Source organism: Stenotrophomonas sp. CCNWLW162 (genome assembly GCF_037203745.1).
Lineage (GTDB): Bacteria > Pseudomonadota > Gammaproteobacteria > Xanthomonadales > Xanthomonadaceae > Stenotrophomonas > Stenotrophomonas maltophilia_AQ.
In genome coordinates, this window is sequence record NZ_JBBCBL010000015.1 from 29,849 (window position 1) to 33,274 (window position 3,426).

The 3,426-nt window shown below is 67.0% G+C and carries 3 protein-coding genes; all 3 read left to right on the forward strand.

Annotated elements, in window-relative coordinates; genetic code table 11:
• Positions 1-159: 159 nt before the first annotated feature.
• The 3 genes from V9K93_RS20575 (at position 160) to V9K93_RS20585 (ending at position 3,201) form a co-directional block, all read left to right on the forward strand.
• The gene (locus tag V9K93_RS20575) at positions 160-711 is read left to right on the forward strand and encodes a lipocalin family protein (RefSeq protein WP_136639749.1); all 552 of its coding nucleotides are present in this window, start codon (positions 160-162) and stop codon (positions 709-711) included.
• A gap of 162 nt (positions 712-873) precedes the next feature.
• A complete protein-coding gene (locus V9K93_RS20580) occupies positions 874-1,350 on the forward strand; it encodes an LEA/WHy family protein (RefSeq protein ID WP_006380397.1) in 477 nt (158 codons plus the stop codon).
• Between the two features lie 60 nt (positions 1,351-1,410).
• The gene (locus V9K93_RS20585; RefSeq protein ID WP_337303133.1) at positions 1,411-3,201 is read left to right on the forward strand and encodes an acyl-CoA dehydrogenase C-terminal domain-containing protein; all 1,791 of its coding nucleotides are present in this window, start codon (positions 1,411-1,413) and stop codon (positions 3,199-3,201) included.
• Positions 3,202-3,426: the final 225 nt, after the last annotated feature.

The window sequence follows — 3,426 nt, forward strand, 5'->3', positions numbered from 1 at the left end:
TCTTTCGAGACCTGCAGAAATGCAGGTCTTTTTTTGTCTGCGATCTGCCATCCTCGCAAGGCGTGGATCCAGGCCCGGCCAGCGCCGCCTGGTTGACGAAACATTTACACCACCTCGCGCCGTGCCACCTACGCTCCAGACTCCTGTCTGGAGCCGCCCATGCATCTTCGCCCCGCCCTGCTCGCCTGCCTGCTGCTGGCCGCCTCCCCGGTGATCGCCGCCGAACCGGTGCGCGCAGTCGACACGCTGGACATCGATCGCTACGCAGGCCAGTGGCACGAGATCGCGCATCTTCCGGTGTCGTTCCAGAAGCAGTGCGTCGGCGAGATCACCGCCAACTACGGGCTGCGCCGCGATGGCCGCATCAGTGTCACCAATGCCTGCCGCAACGGCGACGGAGAACGCGTGGTTGCTGAAGGCGTGGCACGCCCGGTTGCCGGCCATCCCGGCCAACTGCAGGTGCGCTTTGTGCCGGACTGGCTGAGCTGGGTGCCACTGGTCTGGGCGGACTACTGGGTCCTGGCACTGGACCCGGACTATCAGTGGGCGTTGGTCGGCGAGCCGGACCGTAAGTACCTGTGGATCCTCTCGCGCCTGCCGGAAATGGATCGCGCCCGGTTCGAACAGTTGAAAGAGAAAGCCGAGACGATGGGCTACGACCTCGGCCCACTGCGCCTAATGGCTCCGATTCGCAACACGCCCGCCGACTGAACCGCGCCGCATCCGGCGCACCACGCGCGCGCCATCCGGCGCCGCGCACGCCCGGCCGCCATCTTCACGCGCTACCCTCTGCGACGGGTCGCCACAGGCGATCCAAACGACCATACGCCGTAGTATGCTTATCCAACGCACCCCTCCAGAGGACCTGCGCCCATGCTCCACCGTTTCCGTATCGCCTTGATCGTCCTGTGCACCCTCGCCCTTGTTGCCTGCAACAACGGCATCGTCAAGCGTGTTTCGGAACCGGCGGCCAGCCTGCAGCAGCTGACCGTGCGCGCCGACGGCAACTGGACCGTAGCCCTGCGCCTGCAGAACTACAGCTCGATGCCGATGACCTTCGATGATGTCTCCCTGGCCCTGACCGTCGGCGACACCGAAGCCGGCACCCTGCAGGCCAAGCCTGGCATCTCCATCGGCGGCACCTCGGCCGACGTCATCAATGTCGACCTCGTGCCCAGCTCGGCCGCACGCCTGGTGGTGGCCGACGCGCTGGCCGGCAATCGCACCCTCGCTTATGGCCTGAAGGGTTCGGTGGCGGCCACGCCGCAGGAAAAGAAGCAGCGCAGCTTCGACATCAGCAGCCGCAGCACCCTCAACCAGGCCCCGGGCCTGCCCGGCGTGCTGCGCTGACTCCACTTTCCGCCGCGGCGCCTGCCGCCGCTCCCCCTGTCCCTGATCGAGACGTACCTGATGAGCAGCTACACCGCCCCGCTTTCCGACCTCCGTTTCGGCCTGCACGACGTGCTCAAGGTCGAACCCCTGTTCGCCCGCCTGGGCTTCACCGACGCCACCGCCGACGTGGTCGATGCCGTGCTGGAAGAAGCCGGCCGTTTCAGCGCCACCGTGCTGGCGCCGCTCAACAGCGTCGGCGATGAGATCGGCTGCGTGCTCGACCAGGCCAGCGGCGAAGTGACCACCCCGCCCGGCTTCAAGCAGGCCTATGACCAGTTCGTGGACGGCGGCTGGACCGGCCTGACCGCCGCACCGGAACTGGGCGGACAGGGCCTCCCGCACACCCTGGGCGTGCCGCTCAACGAAATGATCAATGCCGCCAATCTCGCCTGGGGCAATTTCCCGCTGCTCTCGCACGGCGCCATCGAAGCACTGAAGCAGCACGGCGAAGCATGGCAGCACGAGGCCTTCCTGAAGCCGCTGATCGAAGGCCGCTGGACCGGCACCATGTGCCTGACCGAACCGCATTGCGGCACCGACCTGGGCCTGCTCAAGACCAAGGCCGAGCCGAATGCCGACGGCAGCTATTCGATCACCGGCACCAAGATCTTCATCACCGCCGGCGAGCACGACCTGACCGGTAACATCGTGCACCTGGTGCTGGCCAAGCTGCCTGACGCGCCCCCGGGTGCAAAGGGCATCTCGCTGTTCGTCACCCCGAAATTCAAGGTCGACCGCGATGGCAACGTCGGCGAGCGCAACGCGCTGCGCTGTGGCTCGATCGAACACAAGATGGGCATCAAGGGTTCGGTCACCTGCGTGATGAACTTCGATGGTGCGCAGGGCTATCTGGTTGGCCAGCCGCACAAGGGCCTGCAGGCCATGTTCACCATGATGAACACTGCGCGCCTGGGTGTCGGCCTGCAGGGTATCGGCCTGTCCGAGCGCGCCTATCAGAACGCACTGAAGTACAGCCGCGAGCGCTTGCAGTCGCGCTCGCTCAGCGGCGCCAAATTCCCGGACAAGCCGGCCGATCCGATCCTGGTGCACCCGGATGTGCGGCGCATGCTGCTGACCATCAAGTCGCTGGTCGAAGGCAGCCGCCTGCTGGCACTGCACGCGGCCACCCTGATCGACGTCGCCCACCACGCCGACGATGCCGCCGAGCGTGAGCGCGCCGACACCCTGGTGAGCTTCCTGACCCCGATCTCCAAGGCCTGCCAGACCGAATGGGGCATCGAGAACACCTACAACGCCCTGCAGTGCTTCGGCGGCCACGGCTACATCCGCGAACACGGCATGGAGCAGCTGGCCCGCGATGCGCGCATCACCACGCTGTATGAAGGCACCACCGGCATCCAGGCGCTGGACCTGATCGGTCGCAAGACCGCGTCCAGCCAGGGTGCCGGCCTGAAGCTGATGCTGGCCGAGATCGAGGCGTTCGCCAAGGCCAACGAGGGCGACGAAGCGCTGGCGGAGTTCATCGGCCCGCTGCGCGCCAAGGCCGCCGAATGGGGCAAGCTGACCATGGATGTGCTGCAGCGTTCGGCCGCCAATCCGGACGAACTCGGCGCGGCCAGCTACGACTACCTGTTCTATTCGGGTTACGTGGTGCTGGCCTACTGGTGGGCCCGCAGCGTGGCCGCCGCCGATGCCAGCGCGCATGGCGCCGCCTTCGCCCAGGGCAAGCGCGAAACCGCACGGTTCTACTTCGCCCGCGTGTTGCCGCGCACGCTCAGCCACGCCGCCGCGATCCAGGCCGGCGCCGCCCCGCTGATGGCGATGGACGACGAACGCTTCGGCGCCTGAGCCGGGCTGCCGCCCGGCACCCGCAGCAGCCAAGGCTGGAGCTAAAGCAACAGCAACAGCTGGCTTCCTGCGGGATGGCAGGGCGGGTCCGATTGCGGGGGACGGCGCAAGTACGTCCTTGTAGCCTCGATCGCCGCTTGCTCGTGTGCGCAGTCCTGCGCACACGGCAAGACCGGGGTTGGGCGTCCTGCCCAACCCGCCCGAGGCATGCCTCGGGCCCATGCG